The sequence below is a fragment of the Bacteroides sp. 90-K9/2 genome (genome assembly GCF_047310725.1).
GTDB lineage: Bacteria > Bacteroidota > Bacteroidia > Bacteroidales > Bacteroidaceae > Bacteroides > Bacteroides vicugnae.
In genome coordinates, this window is the sequence record NZ_JBCGVL010000004.1 from 173,781 (window position 1) to 198,153 (window position 24,373).

Sequence of the window (24,373 nt, forward strand, 5' to 3'; positions counted from 1 at the left end):
TATGAGAAAAATATATAGAACTCTTTTATGCGGTAGCTTATTGCTCTTCTCGTTGGGATTTTCATCTTGTGAGGACTATCTGGACAAGGAAGCTGACTCTACCGTGTCTGAAGAAGAAGCATTTAAGAACTTTAGGAATTTTCAGGGGTTTATCGAGGAAATATACAACTGTATTCCTGATAAGGAGAAGAACAATTATACTACTTCCTGGAACTGGGGAGATGATGAAATATTCAACCCGGAAGGTGACAGCCACATGACGCATCAGGTCGATTTGGGTAACTTCCGTGCATGGTCTACCAATAATCAATGCTGGCTCTATCGTACCGGCAGTGATCCTACGGCTACTTATCATCCGAACAGTGACGGCAATGCTAAGTTTAAACATTCACTGTGGCCACATGCATGGTATTGTATACGTAAGGCTAACATTGGCATCGCTAATCTAGAAAGGTTAACGGAAGCTACGGATGAGGAGAAAAACCTGATTGCCGGTCAACTTTATTTTTTCCGTGCATGGTGGCACTTTGAAATGATGCAATATTTTGGCGGATTGCCCTATATTGATACAGTCTTATCTGCTACAGAGAAAATGTCTTTGCCACGTCTGAGTTATCAGGAATGTGCGGATAAAGCGGCAGCCGATTTCCGTATGGCAGCGGATTTGCTTCCTATTAATTGGGATAACACAACTGTTGGCAAACAAACCGCGGGTAAGAATGATTTGCGTATCAACAAGATTATGGCATTAGGCTATCTGGGCAAGAATTATCTTTGGGCTGCCAGTCCTTTGATGGAGCATGGTGCGCAGCTAGGTGGAAGCAATACTTACAATTACAATACAGAATATGCAAAAAAAGCTGCAGAGGCATTCGGAGAGTTACTGACACTTGTCGAAAGCGGGCAGACGCAATATGCATTGGCGCAGTTTGATTATAGTGATATTTACAATCATACCAAATCGGCATCTGCTTCTGATAGTTATTCTGAAATATTCTATACTACTGGTCAGAACTGGAAAATGCCGGGTACTACAGAAGCTATTTTCCGTGGTCCGTCCGAAGACTTCAACGGTAGTAACTGGAATATGACCAAATTGTGGGGACCTAAAATTTATGGTTTGGTTGAACATGATAATATCATTCACCAGCCTACCGCCAACTATGTGAATTTGTATGGTATGGAGAACGGTTTGCCATTGAGTGAAGATGAAACAAAATCCGGTTTTAGAAAGAATTTTCCATTTAGAAATCGTGATGCCCGTTTTTATCATGACATAGTTTTTGACGGATTCCATTATGTCAATGCAGCTATTCCTGAAGCAGACAAGGAATTCTTGCGCTATTGCACCCTGTATACGGGTGGAGCTATGAGAGCCGTGGCCAATGCCAGCCGTACCGGCTATTTCATCCAGAAATTAGTACCGCATCAGGCTAATAAATATGATGGGCTCTATAATTGGTCAGGTAACCTGCATACATACTTACCTTACATGCGTTTGGCGGATATTTATCTGATGTACGCTGAGGCTTGTGCGGCAGTAGATGGTGCTGCAGGTAAATCTACGAATTTTGGTAAAACGGCCGAAGATGCGATCAATACTTTGCGTAAACGTGCGGGAGTAGGCCCTGTTGGTGGAGGAGAGCCGGGTGATGAAAAAGGTACTCTTTGTCCGGAATATATTTCCAATTCCCGGAAATTTATGGATGAAGTTCGTCGTGAACGTGCTGTCGAGTTGTCTTTCGAAGGTTTCCGCTTTAACGATTTGCAGCGTTGGTTGCTGCTGACCGAAGAACCCTATATTATTAAGACTTCACAAGAATTCGAACGTGTAGAGAATGAAGACTTTTATAAGAATAATGATCCGGCAGAGGCAGAAGTGAGAAACTTCCGTGAGGTGACTATTTTGAAACGGGTATTTGGAACGAAGCATTACTGGTTCCCCTTATTGGATAATGACGTGTATCTGTATGCTGAATTCCCGCAGAATCCGGGATGGTAATTCCTTATGGTTACTGAATGTATAATTATAAATGAATAAACAATGAAACATATATATAGAAGATTCATTCTCAGTGCAGTGCTTGTTTTTCCGGTTGTTATTTCTACCGGTGCACAAGAGTTGGCAGGGGATAATGCAAGTTCGCTGCAAAACGATTCGTTGGTGCAGGTAGCTTTCCGAAAGGTTTCTCAGAGCAATTTATTAGGAGGTGTCTCAGTAGTAAATGTAGAGGAATTGACGAAGAAAAATTACAATACATGGAGCTTGACCGATATGCAGGGATATGTCGGTGGTTACAATGGAAACTCATTGTGGGGAATGGATGAAAAGCTGATATTGGTGGACGGGGTACCTCGCAATATTGATTATATTTCTCCTACGGAAATCAGCCAAATAACCTTTTTGAAAGGTGCGCAAGCTGTGGTGCTCTATGGTAGTCGTGCGGCTAAAGGAGTAATTATGATTACAACCAAAAGAGGTAAGAGTACGGACCTTCAAGTAGATGTACGTGCTAATACAGGGTTTTATGTCGCAAAGAGTTACCCCGAATATTTAGGTTCGGCCGAATACATGACTCTTTATAATGAAGCACGTGCCAATGACGGGCTCGGTACTCTCTATAGCGCGGAAGATATTTACCATTATGGATCCGGTGAGAATCCTTATCGTTATGCTAATGTGAATATGTATTCGTCGGACTATATCAAGAAGGCATATAATCGTTCGGATGTTACAGCCGAAATTTCGGGTGGCAATCATCGTGCCCATTTTTATACGAATATAAATTATCTTCGTTCCAATGACGTTTTCAAAATCGGTGAAGCGAAGCATAATGGGACCAATGGTTTAAATATTCGCGGTAACGTAGATTTGACATTGAATGACTTTATTACAGCTTATGTGAATGCTAAAGTATCTTTCTATTCACGTCGTAGTGCCAATGGCTCTTATTATTGGAGTGCGGCATCTGCATTGCGTCCCAATCGTATTTCTCCGTTGATTCCGTTGAGCTATATTGATGCAAATGCAGCCAGTGCATGGGATTTGGTGGCGAATAGCAATAATATAGTTGATGGAAAATACTTTTTGGCAGGAACACAATCTGATATGACAAATGTATTTGGCGATTATTATGCTTCAGGTTATAGCAAAGCAACAGATCGTTCGTTCCAGTTTGATGCGGGAGTGAACATTGGTTTGGACAAGGTGTTGAAAGGACTCTCTTTTCATACTCGGTTTTCTGTAGATTACTCTACTGCTTATATCACTTCTTATAATAACAGCTATGCCACATATGCTCCTACCTGGTCTAATAATGGGGGGAAAGATATTATTGTCGGTTTGACAAAATACAATGAGGATAAGAAGTCTGGTGTGCAGAATATCAGCGGCAGTTCGGATAACCAGACTGTTTTATTCTCCGGTCAGTTCGATTACGAGAACACTTTTAATGATGATCATCATTTGGCTGCCATGTTAATAGCCTCCGGTTATCAACAAAGTTATTCAGGAGAATATCATAAGACAAGCAATGTAAATTTGGGCATGCAGTTGGGATATAACTTCCGCAATAAATATTATGCCGATTTTGGTGGGGCTGTTATACATTCTGCAAAGTTGGCTCCGGGACATCGTAATGCTTTCTCACCTTCTTTGACATTGGGCTGGAGATTATCCAACGAGAGCTTTCTGGAAAAATCTCCGGTAGTGGACGAACTGATGTTGAGTGTGTCTGGCAGTATCTTGAATACGGATTTGGGAATTGACAACTATTATATGTATGATGGTTATTACAACCAATCGGACGGTGCATGGTGGGGATGGCGCGAGAGTGTATCACTACACTCTACTAACTCTAAACAAGGGGCGAATGAAGACTTGAGCTTTATCAAGCGTAAAGAGCTTTCTGTTAATCTGAAAACTTCTTTATGGAACCGGATGATAACAGCGGATGCATCTTTCTTTGTTAATTCAATCGAAGGTAAAATCGTGACTTCTACTACTCAGTATCCGGAGTATTTCTTCACTTATTACCCGACCGCTTCGTTTCGTCCGTACATCAACTACGATAATGACCGTCGCATGGGATTTGATTTCAACGTAAACTACAACAAACGTTTCGGTAAGGTTGATTTTACAGCGGGCGTTACCGGAACTTACTATACAACGAAAGCTACCAAGCGGGATGAATTGCATCAGGATAAATACCAATACCGTAAAGGATATGCTGTTGACGGTATTTGGGGATTACAGTGCATCGGATTCTTCAAGGATGAGCAGGACATCATAGATTCTCCTGAACAGCGTCTTGGCGGTACAATAAGACCGGGTGATTTGAAATATGTAGATCAGAATAATGACGGTATAATTGATGATAAAGATCAGGTTTATCTGGCTCGTGGCGGTTGGTATGGAGCTCCCTTGGCGTTGGGTATAAACTTGACTGCTAAATGGAAAGGATTAACTTTCTTTGTATTGGGTACAGGTGAGTTTGGCGGACATGCCATGAAAAACAACGAGTCTTATTATTGGATATCCGGTGAAGATAAATACTCGGCAGTAGTCCGGGGGCGTTGGACTCCGGAAACGGCAGCAACAGCTACTTATCCGCGTTTGACTACAGAAAGTGGAACTAATAACTTTTATTCTTCCGACTTCTGGATGTATAAGACGGATGCTTTCCGTCTGGCAAAAGTACAGGTCACGTATGATCTACCTTCCAAGTGGTTTAAGAATAGTTTTGTTCATGGAGTATCCGCATATATCAGCGGTTCTGATTTACTCACAATATCCAAGGAACGCAAGGCGCTGGAATTGAATGTTGGCTCCGGCCCGCAATGCCGCTTCTATAATTTAGGTGTGACTGCAACTTTCTAATACAGATTATTTCAATAATTAAAGAACGAAATTATGAAAAATATATTCAAATTATTGGCTTTCTTACCTCTGCTGACTGCTTGTGACGATTTGTTTGAACCGGCACTGGAGAACAACAGAGATCTTGAAGCTATGCATAAAGAGCCGAGCTATGCGCAGGGTATACTTGCGAACGCTTATATTATACTCCCTTACGAAACTTCACCTACAAGTGACTTGGCTACGGATGATGCTGTGACTAATGAGATTTCCAGTAACTATCTGCGAATGGCTACAGGTTCCTGGACTGCCAATAATAATCCGGTTTCCCAATGGCAGAATCGTTTCAACGCTATCCTGTATATCAATCTTTTTTTAGAGAATGTGGATAAGGTAGAATGGGCGAAAGACGAACGTATCTCTACTATGTTTCTTGATCGTTTGAAAGGAGAGGCTTATGGGTTGCGTGCACTGCATATGTATTATTTGTTACGTGCACATGGTGGTAAGATTGCGGACGGCACATTGATGGGAGTACCTATTATTTTGAAATCAGAAGGACCGGATGCGGATTTTAATCATGCTCGTGCCACTTATTCCGATTGCGTGAAGCAAATAATGGAAGATGCCGGTAAGGCTATCGAATTATTGCCGCTCGATTATAAGAAATTTGCAGATAGTGAGATACCGGAAAAATATAGAAACATCGGTGTGACGAATGCGAGTGATTATCGGCGTGTTTGTGGTGAAGAATATAGAGGGTTGATGAGCGGACGGATTGCATTGGCAGTCCGTGCACAAACGGCTCTGTTAGCTGCCAGTCCGGCATTTCAAAGCGGGTCGGGAATGACTTGGGAACAAGCTGCCGATTATGCTGCTGAAATTATAGAGAAAGCTAACGGTGGCGGCGGCTGCGGGCTGGATGCAGATGGATTGGAGTGGTATACACTTGCGGATAAAGATTATGGAACGGGCGGCAGTCCCGCCGAGGTTATCTGGCGTAGTAGTACAGATGATAATAATACATTGGAAACAGCTAACTTTCCTCCATCACTTTACGGAAACGGTCGTGTCAATCCTACCCAGAATCTGGTGGATGCCTTTCCTATGGCGAATGGTTACCCTATTTCTGAAACATCAGGCAATTACAATGCAGAAAACCCGTATGATAACCGTGATCCGCGTTTGGCAAAATACATCGTTTACAATGGTAGCAAGCAAGGTCCTAGTGATACGGAAATTATTACAGGGACTTACGGTACGAATACGGACGTTGTGAATAAGGAAAGCGGAAAGTCTACTCGTACAGGTTATTACTTGCGGAAACTATTGCGTAAAGAGTGTAACCCTAATTCACAGTATAATACAAAGAAGAAGCATTATACGGCACGTATCCGTTATACAGAGATGTTTCTGATTTATGCGGAGGCGGCTAATGAGGCTTGGGGACCACAGAATAATCATGGACATCTTTTTAGTGCTTATGATGTAATCAAAGCCATTCGTACGCGTGCCGGTTTAGGTCTGGATAATGGAGATGCTTATTTGGAGAGCATAAAGGATAATAAAGACAAGATGCGTGAACTAATCCGTAATGAACGCCGTATCGAACTTTGTTTTGAGAATTTCCGTTTCTGGGATTTACGTCGCTGGAATGTTGATTTGACCAAACTGAATGAAACTGCTCTTGGGGTGGAAATAAGCAAGAGCGGTTCTATAATGAGCTACTCTCCGCTTACGGTAGAGAAAAGAAAGTATGAGGAGTATATGATTTACGGGCCAATACCTTTTGCTGAAGTAATGAAGTGGAGCAATCTGGAACAGAATGCCGGTTGGAAATAATTGTAAAATAATAAATAATGAAGCATATGAAATTAATTAAATTAATATTTGCCATGTCAGTTGGAGTTTTTGTTTCATGGACGATGACATCCTGTGAAAATCAAGATAATGAATTTCCTGATTATGAGGGCGGCACTTCAGTCTATTTTGCAACCCAGTATCCGGTGAGAACGTTGGTTATGGGTGAAGATGAGTATGATACGACGTTGGACAACGCTCATAAATGTAAGATTAATGCTACTATGGGCGGTGTTTATGCTAATAAGAAGGATATCACGATAGATATTGAAGTAGACAATACATTGTGTGATAACCTTTATTACTCGTACACTTCTACATCTGAGAATGTGCCGGTAAAAGCTATGCCTTCCAATTACTATACATTATCCGATGATAAGATCACTCTGAAGAATGTATTGATGGATGGTGTGGAAGTCTCATTTACTGATGCTTTCTTTGCTGATCCCGAAGCGCTGACCGCTACCTATGTCATACCTTTGGTAATGACAGGTGTGACTAATGCTGACCGTATTTTGAATGGTACTTTGTCCGAAGGAGCAGAAGCCGTCAGATGTAATTCGTCAGTGTGGTTGGTGCAACCACAGGATTATGTACTTTATTGTGTGAAATACATCAATAAATGGACTGGTAAGTATCTGCGTCATGGCGTGGACAAAGTGACAGAAAACGGGACAACTACCGAGAATGATCGTCATAACGAGTATGTAGAAGATGATGAAATATGTCAGACTGTAACAAAATCCTTGACTGAAACCATTCTTACAGTTACTACCAATTTGGGGACAACGGACAATCCGCGTAATATCAGTTATAAGTTACTGCTGGCTTTTAATGGCGATGAATGTGTGGTTTCCGGGTTGGACGGCGTTACGGCTACTGGTACAGGTAAGTTTGTTCAAGACGGTGAGAAGAATAGTTGGGGCAATAAAGATCGTGATGCCATTTATTTGAAGTATACTGTGGATTTCAGTAATGGATTAAAGTTTGAAACAGAAGATACATTGGTTGCGCATAGTCGTGGTGTGGCAAGAGAAGATTTTACGCCGGTCTATGTGAAGAATTAATCGTTAAACTAGAAGAATATGAAATACTATAATAGAATTTTACTGCTTGCTATGGTTGTCGGAATAACTGTATCTTGTGCGGATGCGCTTTTTGCGGACTACAAGACGGAGAAACCGGAGAGTCTGAAAAAGTATGAGTACTTGAACGAATATGGTGATTTGAAAACATATATTGATCGTATCTCCCATCCCGACTTCAAGTTGGGAACGGGAGTCACGGTGAGTGACTTCTTGAAGCAAGATTTGGTTTATACTTTGACTGTCAATAACTATGACGACGTGACGGCTGGTAATGCCATGAAATATAGCTCCTGTGTAGATGCCAAAGGAAATATGGATTTCGGTACAGTCAAGAAGTTTGTGAAAACTGCTAAAGAAACGGGAATCAGTATTTACGGGCATACGCTCTGTTGGCATTCACAGCAGCAAAATGCTTATTTGAATGGGCTGATTGCTGATAAAGAACCGGAACCGGTTCCTGGAAGTTCAGAAATCGCACTTCATATAAAAACCTCGAAGCCTCAAGCGAATGTATGGGATTGGGAATTGTATTATGATTTAGATGAATCATTAATAGCAAATCAAGAATATACCATAAGTGTGCGGATGAAGGCTTCTTCGGCTATAACCTTTCCGTTCTGGCCCGGGAAGAAAGATGGATCTGACACTCAATATGGTGCAGGGACTTTTTCAGCGGGTGAGCAATGGTCAACTAACACATTCACGTTTACGCCTTCTGCTGATATAGATAGGTTACGATTCTGTTTCGGTTTGTTTGGCGGTGATTTGTATTTTGATGATTTAACATTGACTGCCGCGGGCTCTGATAGAAATTTGATTATAAACTCTACTTTCGAAGAAAGCAAAGATTTGTCCCGATGGAGCAAAGCGAGTTGGATTGATTTTACCTATGGTATAGAGGAGGTTCAGGAAAGTGGATCCGTGTTAACTAATGTATATATATTAGAGGATGACTTTTCAAGTGGAACAGCTATGATGGGGTGGGGAAATAATTCGACTCGGCAGGTGATTGACGGAGTACATCAAATGACAAATTCGTCGGAAGTAAATCCTTGGGAAGCACAGGCTGGCTATGATTTTTCAGCTCCTTTGACAGAAGGGACTACCTATTTCTTAAAGATGAAGATTAAAGGCAGTGTAGCAGGTAGTATTGGGGCGGCCTTTCAAAAACCGGACGGATTTGCCGGGCGTGGTGACTTCCCTTCTATACCAATTACAACAGAATGGGAAGAGGTTACTGTATTTACCAACTGCACGGGAGATGCGGCTACTCGTATTCTTTTTAATTATGGGAAGTATGTCGGTACCATCTATATTGATGATTTGTCTATATATTGGCAGAAATCGGGTAATACGATTCCTCTGACTCCGGAAGAGAAAGAAGAAATCCTAACGAACGAATTGGAGCGTTGGATTAAAGGTATGTTGGAATCTTGCGGTGGTTATGTTAAGGCATGGGATGTCGTGAATGAACCTATTTCCGGAAAAGATTCGGATGGGGATGGCTATTACGATCTTCAGTCAGCTTCTCAAACAGATGATAATGGTGTCTCCGGTGAGAACTTCTATTGGCAGGATTATTTGGGTGATGATTACGCCCGTATTCCGATTAAGTTTGCGCGTAAGTATTTTGCGGAGTTCGGTGGTAATCCTGATGAGTTGAAGCTTTTTATTAACGACTATAATCTGGAATCCGACTGGGATCAGAATAAGAAGTTAAAGAGCTTGATACATTGGATCGAACGTTGGGAGTCTGACGGGGAAACAAAGGTGGACGGTATCGGTACTCAAATGCATGTGTCTTACTATATGAATCCTGCTACTCAGGCTAGTAAGGAAAACGCCATTATCAATATGTTTACCCTGTTAGCTTCTACCAGTAAGCTCATAAAGATCACAGAATTGGATATGGGGATTGTCGATGCAACCGGTGAAACGATACTGACAGAGAATCTGACAGACGAAATGCAGCAGAATATGTCTGATTTCTATCAGTTTATTATTGAGAAATACTTTGAGATTATTCCAGTGGCACAGCAATATGGCATCACTCATTGGAGTCCGACAGACAGCCCTTCTGAAAACTCCTTCTGGAGAAAAGGACAACCAATTGGTCTGTGGGATTTGAATTACAATCGCAAACCTGTCTATGTTGGTTTCCTTGAAGGTTTGAAAAATGGTACTGCCAGTAAATAAATGAGATAGAGAACTATCATGTAGTTTATGCTGATTTAGATTAGGCACGCTCGTCCGGATAGCGGAGTCTCTCGATAGAGCTCCGCTATTATTTTAAATAGATGTAATTAAATAGATTGATGAAATTATGAAAAGAATAATAGGTATATTAACTTTGTCTTGTCTGCTGTTTTCTGCTTGTGGCAAGGATGAAATTTCGCAAGAGGAAAATGAAAAGAAAACAGAAGAAACAACAGTCGGTGATGATACCGGTGGTGATAAATCGGATGATGATCCTGATTCTCCGAAACTGGTTGTTTCTTTACATGTAGAGGGACGTTATCTGAAAAATGAACAAGGGAAAATTGTCAACTTGCATGGATTTACGCAGACCTATAGTCCCTATTTTAATAACAACGCATGGAGTAATTATGATGTAAGCAGTTGCCTTAGCTATAACAAAAGTATGGTGGATAAAATACTGGCTGCCGGATGGAAATTTAACTTTGTACGTCTGCATATGGATCCTTATTGGAGTGATGATACTACGCTGCCTTATGTACGTTATGAAGAACATGAACGTTTTTCGGAAACACGTTTCAAGAAGTACCTGAAAGAGTTGTTTGTCCCGATGGCGGAATATTTTATTTCTAAAGGGATGTATGTGGTGATGCGCCCGCCGGGAGTTTGTCCACATGCAGGTGATACTGAAGATAACAGGTATCTAGGTATAGAGTTGGGAGATTCTTATCAGGAGTTTCTACTGAAAGTGTGGGACATTGTATCGCAGAATGCTGTTGTGAAGAATAATCCTGGGATTATGTTCGAGTTGGCTAATGAACCCGTTCATATAAAAGGTGCAGACGGTATATATGGAGGAGACGGTGATGCTTGCTTCATTAATATGCAAAAGTATTTTCAGGCGATTGTTGATAAAATACGTGGAAATGCTTGTAACAATATCATTTGGGTACCCGGATTGGGCTGGCAATCTCAGTATAGTGGCTATAAAGACCATCGTATAGAAGGAGAAAATATAGGTTTTGCCGTACACTGTTATCCGGGCTGGTATGGAAGTGATGCCGAACAGGACAGTGGTGAAGGAAATGGATCCTCTATAGGAGGGGGATATGAACCTTTCCAACGTGGTTGGGACAAGCAAGTAGGTCCGGTAGCTAGTTTTGCTCACTGAGATAGACTGGGCACCGAAGAAATATGATGCAACATGGGGGAAAAGTATTACGGGAGTGGCGAAAGGCGGAGGTTTTGGAGCTAATTTCAAATACATAGCCGATCAATCCGGCAATGTTTCCTGGCTGTTCTTTACTACAAAGTCTCATGAACTGGCTGCTTTTAGGGATGTAGCGGGTGAACCGGGAAACTATACTTTTTTGAATGACCCGGAAGCGTGCCCGTGGGCTATTTATCACTGGTTTAAAGAGTATGCTGAAATGGATGAATAATAATATCAATTTTGTTACAAAATGAAAAATATTATTTTATTGAGCTGTATGTTATGTGCAAGCATATTTGCCTTTGCACAAGACCCTAATTTCCATATTTACCTTTGTTTAGGACAATCCAATATGGAAGGGAATGCAAAGATTGAAGCGCAGGATACGTGCAATGTCAATGAACGTTTTCTGATGATGGCGGCTGTTGACTGTCCGTCTTTGGGACGTGTCAAAGGACAGTGGTATAAGGCTATTCCTCCGTTAGTACGTTGCCATACAGGGTTAACACCGACCGATTATTTCGGGCGTACGTTGGTGAAAAGGTTGCCTGATAATATTAAGGTAGGTGTTATCAATGTAGCTGTAGGTGGTTGCAGGATTGAACTGTTTGATGAGGAGAATTGCGAAGAACATATTGCCTCTCAACCGGAATGGCTGAGAATTACCGTGAAAGCATACGGTAATAATCCTTATCGTAGACTAAAGGAATTGGCTGTAGAAGCACAGAAAGCTGGGGTGATTAAAGGTATTTTGTTGCATCAAGGCGAGTCTAATACCGGTGATAAAGAGTGGCCTCAAAAAGTAAAGAGAGTCTATGAGAATCTGTTGAGGGATTTGAATCTTCAGGCAAAGGATGTTCCCTTACTGGCGGGAGAAGTAGTGCATGCCGACCAGAATGGCAGATGTGCAAGCATGAATGAGATAATCAATACGCTGCCACAGGTGATTCAGAATGCGTACGTGATTCCTTCTTCAGGCTGTCCTGCCGCAGAAGATAATTTGCATTTCACGGCAGAAGGATACAGAAAATTGGGAGTGCGGTATGCCGAGAAACGACTCCTTTTGTTAGAGAAAGAACCAAACTCCGGGATTACTACCCAACCGGCGTCCACTAATATTCTGGGATATGACTATCCTCGGGTGGATAAAGAGGGGCGTGCTCATTTTCGTTTCTATGCTCCGCAGGCTAGCAAGCTACAAGTGGATTGTTGCGGAAAGAAGTATGATATGTGGAAAGATACCGGAGGACTCTGGACGGTAACGACCGACCCTCTACCTGTAGGATTCCATTATTATTTCCTGATAGCAGACGGAGTGTCGGTAACAGATCCTTCCAGTTATACGTTCTTCGGTTGTTGCCGTGTGGCAAGTGGTATCGAAATCTCTGAAGGTGAAGAGGGGGAGTATTATCGTCCTCAACAAGTACCTCACGGACAAGTTCGTTCCTGTACGTATTATTCGGAAACACAAAAAGAGTTTCGTCGGTGTATGGTATATACGCCGGCAGAGTATGAAACTCATCCGAAGAAGCGTTATCCGGTACTATATTTGCAGCATGGTATGGGAGAAGATGAAACCGGCTGGGGCACACAAGGACGTATGAATCACATTATGGATAATTTGATTGCATCTGGCAAGTGTGTGCCGATGTTGGTAGTGATGGATAGCGGAGATGTGGAAGCTCCGTTCCGGCCGCGTCCCGGAAAGGATATAAACGAAGAGCGGGCTCTGTATGGCGCAACTTTTTATGATGTTATCCTGAAAGACTTGATACCTATGATAGACCGTACGTTCCGCACCAAGACCGACCACGAACATCGTGCAATGGCAGGATTGTCGTGGGGAGGACACCAGACTTTCAATACTACACTGCCCCACCTTGACAAGTTCTCTTATATAGGGAGTTTTAGCGGAGCAATTTTCGGACTGGACATGAAAACTTGTTTTAACGGAGTATTTTCTGATGCGGACGGATTCAATAAAAGAGTGAATTATTTCTTTCTTGGTTGTGGTACGGAAGAACAAATGGGAACAAAGAAAATGGTAGAATCACTCCGTGAATTGGGAATCAAAGTGGATTATTATGAATCGAAAGGTACGGGACATGAATGGTTGACTTGGAGACGTTGCCTGAAAGAGTTTCTTCCAAATCTGTTTAAACATTAAATAATACGAATATGAAATTTAAACAAGTTGCAGCAGTATTGCTGTTTTTAGGGATATTGCCACATCATTTATCTGCGCAAAATCCGATTGTACAAACATGCTATACTTCAGATCCTGCCCCTATGGTGCATGATGGCACATTGTATGTCTATACGGGACATGATGAAGATAAGGCGGATTTTTTCTGGATGCAGGAATGGCGCGTGTATTCTACCAAAGATATGGTGAACTGGACTGACCATGGTTCTCCTCTTGCTATTGAATCATTTGCTTGGGCGGACGATCGTGCCTGGGCAGCACAGTGCATCGAACGTAATGGTAAATTTTATTGGTATGTCTGTTTGCACTCTAAACTGACCAATACCATGGCGATCGGTGTGGCAGTCGGTGATACGCCTGTCGGTCCTTTTAAGGATGCCATCGGTAAACCCCTTCATGACGGGAGCTGGGATTATATAGATCCTACCGTATATATAGATGATGACGGTCGTGCTTATCTGTATTGGGGAAATCCGAATATCTATTATGCAGAATTGAATGAAGATATGATTTCTTTGAAAGGTGAAGTGGGTAAACTGGAACAGACTGTTGAGAGCTTTGGTGCACCCAATCCGGAAAAACGTGTCAAAGGTGTTAAGTATAAAGATACTTATACAGAAGGCCCATGGCTTCATAAACGGGAAGGAAAATACTATCTTCTTTATGCTGCCGGAGGTGTACCCGAACATATTGCCTATTCTATGAGTGACGGACCTCTTGGGCCGTGGAAGTATATGGGAGAAATCATGCCTTTACAAGATACAGGCTCGTTTACTAACCATTGTGGGGTGATAGACTATAAAGGCAATTCTTATTTTTTCTATCATACGGGTAAGCTGCCGGGGGGTGGAGGCTTCGGGCGAAGTGCAGCGGTGGAGCAGTTCAAATATAACGCTGACGGTACTTTCCCGATTATTAATGCTACCCGGGGAGGGGCATCACCGATAGGTACGCTCAATCCTTACGAAAGGGTGGAAGCTGAAACTATAGCGTTTTCTGAAGGAGTGAAGTCCGAGCCAAATGTGAAAACCGGTATATATATATCTGAAATTCATAATGGAGACTATCTAAAGGTACGTGAAGTGGATTTCGGCAATAAATCTCCCAAACGGTTTACAGCTACCGTTGCCAGTGCCCTTCGTGGCGGGACACTTGAAGTACGTACAGACAGTATAAGCGGACCATTAATTGCGGAACTGACTATTCCTTCAACGGGAGGTTGGGAATGCTGGAAAACATTGCAGGCTGATATTGTAAAACCGGTCACAGGAATACAAGATATTTATTTTGTATTCAAAGGACGTAAAGGCTGTAAACTGTTTAACTTTGATTGGTACAAGTTTAACAGATAAACATGCTAGAGAGCAGTTGGGTTACTCTTCTTTTTTACTCAACTGCTCTTTCATATACATTGAAGGCGGCATTCCATACAATTCTTTGAATGTTGTCGAGAAATTATTAGGATCAGTGAATCCTGTTAACATGGCTATCTCGGATATAGTATGCTGTTTTTCGGACAATAGACGAGCGGCTTCTTTTAAACGTATATTACGTATAAAGTCACGGGTTGTCTGGTTGGTGAGCTCCTTGAGTTTCCTGTGAAGATGTACGCGGCTGATACCTACTTCGGTGGTGATTGTCTCTATTGTCAAGTTAGGGTTACTGATGTTTTCATTGATCACTTTCATAATACGTTCCATCAATTTCTCATCGGGTGATTTCACTTCCAGTTTCTGAACCTTGTTCTCCTGGTTTTGCTGGCCTGTAAATACTTTGCGTAACTGCTGCCGTGTATTAATCAGATTTTCTACCGTCTTTTGCAGAATTTCGATATTGAATGGCTTCATGATATAGGCGTCGGCTCCTGTATTCAGACCTTCAAGGTTGTCTTCTTCCCTCGTTTTCGCAGTAAGCAAAATGACTGGGATATGGTTGAGGTTTACATTCTGCTTGATCTTCCGGCATAAGGTAAGTCCGTCCATTTCGGGCATCATGATGTCACTAATGACTAAATCCGGAGCCTTTTTAAATATTTGCTCTAATGCTTCTTTACCATTACGGCTTTCCATGATATGAAATTTGTCCCCAAACTCCTTCGCTATATAATTTCGGATTTCTTCTTCGTCTTCTACAATTAATACGCGATATTTAGTTTTTACCCTGACTTTCTTTTCTTCCTCATTTTCTATAATGGAAGAGATGACAGGAACAGTTGGTACGGTAACTGTTACCTTTTGCTTATTGTTGTCAACTTCTTCAGGTCGTAGATGCTTGTTACCCAACGGTAATCGGATAATAAAACGGCAACCCGGTTGTTCTTTATTATTTTCTACATAGATAATTCCATGATGTAATTCCACTAATGAACGAGTCAGATGTAATCCTATTCCTGTTCCGCCTTTTGGATTCTGTTGGCTGTTACGGATCTGGTAGAAACGTTCGAAGATATGTTCTTTTTCCTGTTCATCGATGCCTGTTCCGGTATCCGAGATAATTATTTCGGCATATTGTTTCAAGGGAGTGGGCAGCGTATTATCTTCTCCCGTACGGATGGTAATATCTATGTTTCCTTTTTCAGGAGTAAACTTGAAGGCATTAGACAGAATATTCAGGATAATCTTATCAAAATTACCTGTGTCTACCCATACATTTAGTTCCCGGAGCGTACTGTGAAGTTGTAGCCGGATATTTTTTGTATTTGCCTGTTGACTGAAAGTTGTACATAAATCCTCAATAAAAGGAATAATGTTGGTTTCCCGGAACATCAGGAACATTTGTCCTTTATCAATTTTCCGAATATCCATTAGTTGATTGACAAGATTCAGAATACGTTCCGCATTTCTGTAGATAATATGATATATTTTCAGGCGTTCATTGTTGTCCTCATTCTTAATCAGTTTCTGTAGAGGGCTGATGATTAGAGACATCGGAGTGCGTATCTCATGAGAGATGTTGATAAAGAACTGCAATTTTGCTTCATTGATTTGTTCGGCATGGATATGTTGCAGCATTTCCTGATGCATTCTGTACCGATGTCTGATCTGAAGAATAATGATAAATATAATGGTCAGTAATAATAAGGAGTAGATAACTTTGGCCCACCATGAAGCATACCATGCAGGAGATATAAAGATGGTAATATCTTTTATATTTGAATACACAGTGTTGTCTTTTGCTCTGATTTTAAAGTTATAGGTACCGGGTTTCAGATTGCTGAATGAGATACGGTTTACACCTTTGGGCAAACTAATCCATTTTTCATCGTTGATAGAATAAAGGTAGTTGATATGTTCGGGGGCATTTAATTCCAGAGTGGCAAACTCGATACTGAACACATTGTCTTTATGGGATAGATAAAACTCTTTTGCGTTGAATACAGGGCAGTTGATAATATTATGAATACCGGATTTCATTCCTTTTCTAACCGGATTGTTATGCAGGAAAAAGTCGGTGATCCGGATATTCCATGTTTTTGCCGGATTGATAATGTCTTGTGGATTGAAATAGGTGATGCCATTCATTCCGCCAAACCAGATAATACCTTGTTTATCTTTGAAGGAGGCATTCTTGTAGAACTCATTTCCCTGTAATCCGTCGCTGACATAATAATTGATAAATTTGTTGTTTTTCTTTTGGAATTGGGAAATTCCGGCATTGGTGCTTATCCAAAGAAAATCATTTCCATCTCCTTGTATGGCATATATTGTATTACTGGGCAATCCGTCTGCAGTAGTATAACTGGTTAGTTCTTTCGTTTTTTTATTCCAACCGGATAATCCTTCGGAACTGCCTAACCAGACAACTCCGTCGGCATCTTCAAAGATTGAATAAATAACATTTTGTGAGAGTATCTTATGACTTTGAAAATCAGGGCTGTCAAGGTCTATACAGTTGACACCGTCATAAGTTCCGACATACAGTTTATTGTCATCGGAATAGTGCAGGCAACCTATCCATTCGTTGATTAAAGATGTTTGAGATTGTACGGATGTAAATTCTTTCGTTTTCAGGTCATAGTAGAACAAACCGAATCCCATTGTCGCAATCCAAAGACGCTTGTTTTTATCTTCTGCGAAGTCATATACACGTTGTATATAGTTGTTGTTCTTATCTACCAGTTGGTACTGGTAATCGCATAATCCTGTCTGTTTGTTCAGCTTTCCCATACCGTTGATAAATGAACCAATCCACATATTGTGTTCGGAGTCTTCATACAATTTAATAACAGTTGAGGGGACTGAATGAGGATGGGTGGTGTGTGAGAAATGTTTTGCCGGCTCTAATTTTTCTGTAAGGGCATAAATACCGTCATTATCCGTTCCTACCCATAGAGTCCCGTTATTATCTTTGCAGAACGAAGTAATGCAACAGGAGCCTATGCAATTTTTATCTGTTGATTTATGTCCGATATACTTAAAGCTGTTGGTGCGGGCTGGAATTAATATAACTCCTTTCTGATAAACAGCTAACCATAAGTTACCCGAATTGTCCTTTAGGATGGAGTGTATTTTCGAGTTCCCCGAATCAAAATAATTATTGTCAAACTTGTATTCGGAGATTTCGTGTGTTCGGATATTATAAATGGCTACTCCCTTGCCGTCAGTGCCGATATACAATTCATTTGGTATACCAGAATAAAGGAAGCAAACAGGAAGTTCTCCTTTCTCTTTCAAATCGACAGGGACAAAGGTTTTACATTCTTTGTCGTAAATGAATAGCCCTTTTCGTATACTTCCTACATAAATGTTGCCTCGCTGATCCTCACATATACTTTTGACGTATCCGTTGTCTTTAGACAAGTGTAACGTAAGCTGATTGTCGGGAGTGAGTTGATATACTCCTTCTTCCCCTTTTGCCATCCATACATTTTGTTTTTTATCTTCAAACAGGCTCCCGGGTGAAGTGACTGCAATATCGACTTTCCGGACAGTCAACAGATGGTCTTTGATGTTTAGTTTGCACAACACATTTCCAGATACCCATATCTCTCCGTTTTTTCGCTCGATGAAAGAATTAATGTTGCTTTCAAGCGTTTCTCCGGTATCTTCCAATTTGGCAAGTGGAGTAAAATTGTCCGTGGCCGGATCATACATTTGAATTCCTATATATGTGCCGATAAGCAAATGACCTTTGCTGTCTTCAAAAACAGTACGAACAAAATTGTGTGCTAACGAATGTTCATTATTAGGCTCATGTTTGTATATGGTAAATTTAGCACCGTCATAACGGTTCAGACCATCTTCTGTTGCAATCCAAATGAAACCGTTTCGGTCTTGATATATTTGATTAATCAGACTACTGGATAGCTCTTTGTCAGTAGTGAATAACTTAGGAGATTGTCCGTTGCATAACAAAGAAAACAATGATAATAGAAAAATCAATACATTTCTCATAGTTTATAGATCGTTGTTGGTAGTACAAAGAAAACTAAAAACCTAAATATAACCTAATAAAAGATGAATATTTTCAATAGGCTCCGGGAGTGCAATCGGATGTTGTAACATCGTTCGTGAAAAATGTAACATGAGAAAAGATTAACCTTTCCTTATGTATTATTGTTTTCCTTTTATTGTATTTACAATATAGCTTTTACCGGCCTTTGTTTCGATGTCATATTCGTAAACCTTCTGCAGTTTGGGAGACTGCGCACTTACCCCTTTGGCTACAAGAGGTTGCTTGATAGGAGTGGTGGCGAATAATCTATTTGAGCACTCTTTCCCGTTTACTTGTTTTAAGCCTTTCCCTTTCAGGGGAACATAAGACCGGATGCGGAGCGTACCGCCTATATTCGACTGGATGATCGCTTTATTTAACACATTGTTTTTCCAGTCCATATCAACAGTAAAGTTTCCACGTGCCACCAGCCCCTTCACACTCCCTTCTTCCCATGCATCAGGCAATGCCGGCAATAAATGTACGGCACCGTCATGACTTTGGAGCAACATTTCCGCTACTCCGGCTGTATAACCGAAATTACCGTCAATCTGGAAAGGCGGATGAGCATCCAGCATATTGGGATAGGTACGTCCGCTCGGATATTCTTTAGCCAAGTTATCGTTGGGCAATAGTTGAATCATATTTTTGATGATTTGGAAGGCATGGTTTCCATCCAGCATACGTGCCCAGAAATTGACTTTCCAGCCGATACTCCAACCGGTAGCCTTATCACCGCGTTGCACCAATGTGTTTTTTGCTGCCTGAAATAACTCGGGATTCGAGTATGGAGAAATTTGGTTACTCGGATATAGCCCGTACAAATGTGAAATATGACGGTGCTCGTCCTTGGGATTGTCAACATCTTCCAGCCATTCTTGTAGTTGGTTATGTTTCCCTATTTGCATAGGTGGCAATTTCTCTAGCGTTTGTTTTAGGGAGTCTTGGAAAGAAGGGGCTTCACCAGCGATGTATGAAGCCAGTAAGGTATTATGCAGTGCATCAAAAGCAATCTGGTTATCCATGGTGCATCCGGCAGTGACCGGACCATGTTCCGGTGATACGGAGGGAACTACCACCAGCCATTTATAGGTAGGATGTTCCACCAGAAAGTCCATATAGAATTGTGCGGTTCCTTTCAGTATCGGATAATATTCTTTTAGAAATTCTTTATCTCCGGTGAAAAGATAATGTTGCCAGATATGTTGGGCCAACCAGGCGCCGCCGCTAGGCCACATGCCGGCTGCTGCAAAATCGACTACACCACAGATTCTCCATAAGTCGGTGTTATGATGTGCCACCCATCCGCGTGAGTTATACATGCTTCGGGCGGTTTTGGCTCCTGTGACGGATAAATCTCTCAACATTGAGAATAGCGGGCTATGTGTTTCACTTAAATTAGTGACTTCTGCCGGCCAATAGTTCATTTCTGTATTGATATTGATGGTGTATTTGCTATCCCAGGGTGCATGAGTACTGTTATTCCATATACCTTGCAGATTAGTCGGTTGCCCACCCGGTTGCGAAGAAGAAATCAGCAGATAACGCCCATAATGGAAAAGTAGAGCTGCCATTGCCATGTCTTCCCCATTTCCGAAGTTTTCAATTCGTTTGGGAGTCTCCAGTTGGGAAGCTTTGCCTGCCGGTAATGTAAGGCGTACACGGTCAAATTGTTTTTTATAATAAGCGATATGGTTTTTGAGAGCTTTTTCGTAAGGTATTTGCATTGCTCTTTTCAGATATTCGCTGGTCCGGTGGGATTCATCGGCGCTGACATCCTGGTAGTTTACGTAGTTGGTTGCTGCCGATATATAAAGGGTGGCTTCTGTTCCTTCATTTATTTGGAGAGTATTTCCTGCCGGGCGGAGAGTGCCATTCGTTTTTACTTGGATTTGACATTCTGCCCGTAGTGCGGCTTTCAAACCTTCCTGCTCTTTCCCTTGACAGGTGACGGTCAGCTTATCATTCTGAACATTCACCTTATGTACTAAAGGACAGTTATATGCAATAGTAAAGTTCAGTGCGTTTGCTTTACTTGCTTTGATATGCATAATAATGACATTATCAGTAAATGAAGTAAAAGTGGTGCGGGTATAAGTGACGTCATCCACTTGATAACGGGTAGTTGCCGTTGCATTCTCCAGGTTCAGATCGCGGTAGAAGCCGGATGCATTTTGGTGTTCCGGAAATTCTAGGTAAAGACTACCTAATGTCAGATAGCTCATTCCGTGTTGCCGGGTTAAGAAGTTGGCGTCAATGAGCCTTTGCGCTTCCTTGTTTCTCCCTTCAAAAATCAGTTTGCGTACAACCGGTAGCACATGTACGGCATTCGGGTTATTGTTATTGTATGGAGAACCTGCCCAAAATGTTTCTTCGTTAAGTTGTAATTCTTCGCGTTCGATTCCGCCATATACCATGGCTCCAAGACGGGAGTTACCAATAGGAAGAGCTTCCGACCAATTTTGTGCAGGTTGACTATACCACAGCTTCAGGTCCTGTCCTGAAACAAGGTTGCTTATTAATAGGAATAATACAAAAAAAGTGTTTCTGTTCATATTGTATGGATTTGTAGCAAAGGTAGTTCATTTCCCAATACATAAGGCAAAAAAGTGTTTCTGAAATCTATCTTGGAAGTAACTTCTTTCTATATTTATGTTACTAATGTATAGGGTGTATGTTCCACAGGATAAAACCATGCATCTTCTGTTGACTGTCATTATATTCTCTAGTTGTTTTATATATTTATTGCAGGTTTGTTCTCTTATTCTTTGATTCGTTCATAAACAGATAGGATTTCTTGTAACCTCCGTAATCTACAACCAACTTCTCAAGTACAATGCCCGGATCAAGAGGTTTGAAAGTGATTGTTTGCATACCGTCTGATGTATTCGGTACATTCAGTTTTGCTTTTTTCTCAACGATGCGTCGTGCAACTGTCGGATAGTATATGCTGTATACATTTTCAGGAAGCTCATTTAAGTTATGATTGAAATTGATCGTCTGATCCTTTCCTCCTTCAAATCCGATACTATACTCATGTCCTTTGCGATCGTGGAAAGCAAGAGTTGATTTAACTATCACATGGACAGTCACCTTGTCAATTCCTTTAGGCAACTTTATCTTGTAGGAGATAGAAGCTCCGCTGGTCGGTTGTGTGTAAGGCATCAGAGCCATGCCACTAAGGGTACGTCCCATATAGGGAATCACTGTCCATTCCGTCCTTGGTGCTGCTTTAGCGCTGTAATAATGCTCGGCTTCCATAGCTACATATCCGTCTTGCCCAGTGAAGACGTATCCGCCGGCAGCCTTTTCCGGATGTTTGATTCGGTAGATTTTAGGCAGTGTATCAGCAGGGAAGTTATCATTCCATGATGTATAACCGATATGTTTCTGAATCATCATATTCTTCCATTTGCCGCCGGACATAACGTTGTTATAATCGTCACTCAACGCTTTATCCCGTGCAAAAGCCTGTTCCACTTTATCTGCCCATTCGTTAGCTTGCGGATTGTTTTCTTTGTACAATTTATGGTTCATGGCTTGTGCATAATACATTTCGTACAGGTTTGCCATGGCTTGAACGGGGAAGAGGATTAATTGCTTGTAGGCATCTTTATATTCCGGTTCTAGTGATATGTATTGTCTCAAAGCTTCCGCTTCCAGTTTCAGATATTCATCAGATACTTGTTTCCATTCGCCGGTCTCCAGGTTATAAGTATTCCGGTCGAGCATTTCTCCCGTCACTCGGCCGTTGTATTTGCTGTACAGGTTTAAGATTCGCATAGCTTCATCCGCCTGATCTTCGCCAAACTGCTGCGCGCAGAAACGACGGGGATGATCCAGCAAGTTAGAGACGTTGAATTGTTTGGGATTCCATGCTATATCCATGAAGAGCGTGATCGGATATTCCATTGGTTTCAAATCGCCTACATTCAGTATCCACAGCTTTTCTACTCCATAATCGTATGTGAGTTGAAGTTGCTCCCACATATTTTGTATAGGGGTTACGTTCAGCCATTTGGAGTTTCTCGGAGCACCTACGTAGTCTACATGGTAATACATACCCCAACCGCCCGGATGCTTACGTTCCTTGGCATTTGGCAGGCGGCATACATTGCCCCAATTGTCATCACACAATAGCATGATTACATCATCGGGCACACGCATACCTTTATCGTAATAATCCAATACTTCTTTATACAACGCCCATACTTGCGGAGTTTCTTTGGCCGGACGTTTGGTGACTTCTTCAATAATCTTGCGCTGATTCTTGACTACATTCTCCAGAAGTTTCACATTGGTACTTTTACTCATGGCTGCGTCACCGTCTCCGCGCATACCGATGGTTACGATATCTTCTGTGCCCTGCATCCGTTCGATGCCTTCACGGAAAAACTGATCGATCACTTTTTTGTTAGTTGTATAATCCCATGCACCATATTCTTTGCGCTTGCGTGACCATTCTTGATGGTTGCGTGCCATCGGTTCGTGGTGGGACGTGCCGATAATGACTCCCATTTCACTTGCTGTCTTGCTGTTCTGCAGATCGTCAGCATAGAAAGCCCAGTTCCACATGGCCGGCCAAAGGAAATTACCTTTTAGGCGTAGTATCAGTTCACACACCCGTGCATAAAAACGATGGTCGCCATAGTTGGTGCTGTAAGTGTGTTTTACCCATTGGGTAAGACACGGTGCTTCATCATTCAGAAAGATACCGCGATAGGTTACGGCCGGCTCTCCGTCCGAGTATTGTCCGGGTTTAATATATACGTTGGGTTGTTTCATGACGGGAACATCTGCCCACCAATACCAGGGAGATACTCCCATCTGTTCGGAAAGTTCGTAGATACCATAAATAGTACCACGTCTGTCGCTGCCGATGATAACTACCGCTTCATCTATTCCCTCACAAGGATTGGCGATGATTTGCAGGATATATTTTTCATTTTTCCCATCCAATTCCTTTTTGTCTATTTTTCCTGCCGACATCAGCTTCTTTATAAAAGGAGTGCCATAAGTACCTGCAATGATACATTGTTTTGAACTTGCGCTTGTTAAGAGTTCGGGCTTTTCTCCGCATACCTGCAGTATGTCTTGTTGAAGATTGCCGGCAGCAATCATGACTCCTTTGTCTTCGGAAGAATCTATGTATATCGGACAAGGAACTCCGTTGGCAACCAACGGGAAATGATTGCCGGTTGCTGTGAATACTACGAATGGTTCAGCGGCAAATGCCGCTATACCCACAACAGAGAGATAGAAGAATAGAAATAACTTTTTCATGGTTTCAATATTTAATAATTTGTGGTTAATTATTTATTATTCCACTTGTATTGTGACACGATGCAAAGATAGTTGGTATTGATAAGAACGGGCTTTTGGTATGTTACAATTATTTATACTGTTGATACCTATCGACTTTTTGGGGAAGTTTTTTCTTTAGAAATAATATGAGGGAGTGTGAACAAACAGATTTGCTCAATAAATATTTTTGATTTTGTTTCAAAATCTTTTTATCT

Annotated in this window: 10 protein-coding genes and 1 pseudogene; 8 read left to right on the top strand and 3 right to left on the bottom strand. The window is 41.6% G+C overall.

The genetic code is table 11. The features are described 5' to 3' along the window. Position 1 precedes the first annotated feature (1 nt). The 8 genes and pseudogenes from AAHJ11_RS11880 (at position 2) to AAHJ11_RS11915 (ending at position 14,773) form a co-directional block, all read left to right on the top strand. A complete protein-coding gene (locus tag AAHJ11_RS11880) occupies positions 2–2,002 on the top strand; it encodes a RagB/SusD family nutrient uptake outer membrane protein (protein WP_148364032.1) in 2,001 nt (666 codons plus the stop codon). Between the two features lie 42 nt (positions 2,003–2,044). Further along, positions 2,045–4,879 carry a SusC/RagA family TonB-linked outer membrane protein gene (locus AAHJ11_RS11885; RefSeq protein WP_259011329.1) on the top strand — a complete coding sequence of 945 codons (2,835 nt, stop codon included), beginning with the start codon at positions 2,045–2,047 and terminating at the stop codon, positions 4,877–4,879. Between the two features lie 33 nt (positions 4,880–4,912). Beyond that, the gene (locus tag AAHJ11_RS11890) at positions 4,913–6,700 is read left to right on the top strand and encodes a RagB/SusD family nutrient uptake outer membrane protein (protein ID WP_297284752.1); all 1,788 of its coding nucleotides are present in this window, start codon (positions 4,913–4,915) and stop codon (positions 6,698–6,700) included. Between the two features lie 26 nt (positions 6,701–6,726). Then, entirely contained in the window at positions 6,727–7,785 is a 1,059-nt protein-coding gene (locus AAHJ11_RS11895) for a DUF5627 domain-containing protein (protein ID WP_143867439.1), read from the top strand. An 18-nt stretch (positions 7,786–7,803) separates the two neighbouring features. Then, on the top strand, positions 7,804–10,002 hold the full coding sequence (locus tag AAHJ11_RS11900) for an endo-1,4-beta-xylanase (protein WP_258979319.1): 2,199 nt from the start codon (positions 7,804–7,806) through the stop codon (positions 10,000–10,002). Between the two features lie 127 nt (positions 10,003–10,129). Continuing rightward, a pseudogene (locus AAHJ11_RS11905) lies at positions 10,130–11,432 on the top strand (cellulase family glycosylhydrolase); the annotation flags it as partial. 33 nt (positions 11,433–11,465) lie between these two features. Beyond that, positions 11,466–13,382, top strand: coding sequence for a sialate O-acetylesterase (locus AAHJ11_RS11910; protein WP_258979322.1), 1,917 nt, complete (start codon positions 11,466–11,468; stop codon positions 13,380–13,382). Between the two features lie 11 nt (positions 13,383–13,393). Then, the gene (locus AAHJ11_RS11915) at positions 13,394–14,773 is read left to right on the top strand and encodes a glycoside hydrolase family 43 protein (RefSeq protein ID WP_148364026.1); all 1,380 of its coding nucleotides are present in this window, start codon (positions 13,394–13,396) and stop codon (positions 14,771–14,773) included. Between the two features lie 21 nt (positions 14,774–14,794). On the opposite strand, the gene AAHJ11_RS11920 is transcribed toward AAHJ11_RS11915, so the two are convergent. The 3 genes from AAHJ11_RS11920 to AAHJ11_RS11930 all read right to left on the bottom strand — a co-directional run bounded on the left by AAHJ11_RS11920 (position 14,795) and on the right by AAHJ11_RS11930 (position 24,137). Continuing rightward, positions 14,795–18,814: a two-component regulator propeller domain-containing protein gene (locus AAHJ11_RS11920; RefSeq protein ID WP_258979325.1), complete on the bottom strand. Its 4,020-nt coding sequence runs from the start codon at positions 18,812–18,814 to the stop codon at positions 14,795–14,797. 159 nt (positions 18,815–18,973) lie between these two features. Next, complete coding sequence (locus AAHJ11_RS11925) at positions 18,974–21,409, bottom strand: glycosyl hydrolase family 95 catalytic domain-containing protein (protein WP_148364024.1); 2,436 nt, start codon at positions 21,407–21,409, stop codon at positions 18,974–18,976. A 187-nt stretch (positions 21,410–21,596) separates the two neighbouring features. Then, the gene (locus AAHJ11_RS11930) at positions 21,597–24,137 is read right to left on the bottom strand and encodes a glycosyl hydrolase 115 family protein (RefSeq protein ID WP_148364023.1); all 2,541 of its coding nucleotides are present in this window, start codon (positions 24,135–24,137) and stop codon (positions 21,597–21,599) included. Positions 24,138–24,373 lie beyond the last annotated feature (236 nt).